General features: G+C 58.4%; 1 protein-coding gene and 1 riboswitch. The gene reads right to left on the bottom strand.

Annotated features, from left to right (window positions below; genetic code table 11):
• Nucleotides 1–2: 2 nt before the first annotated feature.
• Complete coding sequence (locus SB764_RS38365; protein WP_410866514.1) at nt 3–275, bottom strand: 2'-deoxycytidine 5'-triphosphate deaminase domain-containing protein; 273 nt, start codon at nt 273–275, stop codon at nt 3–5.
• A gap of 73 nt (nt 276–348) precedes the next feature.
• A riboswitch (SAM riboswitch) is annotated at nt 349–427 on the top strand.
• The last annotated feature ends 13 nt before the right edge of the window (nt 428–440 follow it).

The raw sequence follows: 440 nt of genomic DNA, 5'->3' as shown, positions 1-440 counted from the left end.
CATCAGGGGAACGATATAAACGCAGCCGGTCTCCAGCACCGCCCCCTGGGTGTATCGACCTCGTGCAGGCTGAAGCGGTTGAGCTTGTCGATGACGCGGGTTCCGGGGCCCGGCATGAAACTGGCGCGCACACGATAGGCCTTCGAGCCGAGCCGCAGATCAAGGCTGGCGGGCTGCACCTGGTCAGCATCGAGATCGGCTTCGCTTTTCAGCTTGCCGCCCGCAAACAGCGCCCTGATTGCGCCATCCGCCAAAATGCCCGTCGTTCTGATCATGGTCATCATTCCTTTTTACGGCGACAAAACCAAAAGGAAAGCATTGACGCAAGCCGGTAACGGCAGTATGGCAAGCTTATCCCGTGGTGATTTGGCCGGTCGGCTTGCAGCCACGTTAAACAAGTGGCTAAAAAGACCGGGTGCTAGGAACCGGTCTGCTTTTGC

Origin of the sequence: Paraburkholderia sp. SIMBA_027, from assembly GCF_046535315.1 — a bacterium.
GTDB lineage: Bacteria > Pseudomonadota > Gammaproteobacteria > Burkholderiales > Burkholderiaceae > Paraburkholderia > Paraburkholderia tropica.
Note: the sequence above shows the minus strand (reverse complement) of the source record. Positions and strands in the feature narration are given on the sequence as shown.

What these genes read in the sequence shown, in the direction of transcription:
- SB764_RS38365 (WP_410866514.1), bottom strand. Translation starts at nt 275, where the DNA reads ATGATCAGAACGACGGGCATTTTGGCGGATGGCGCAATCAGGGCGCTG.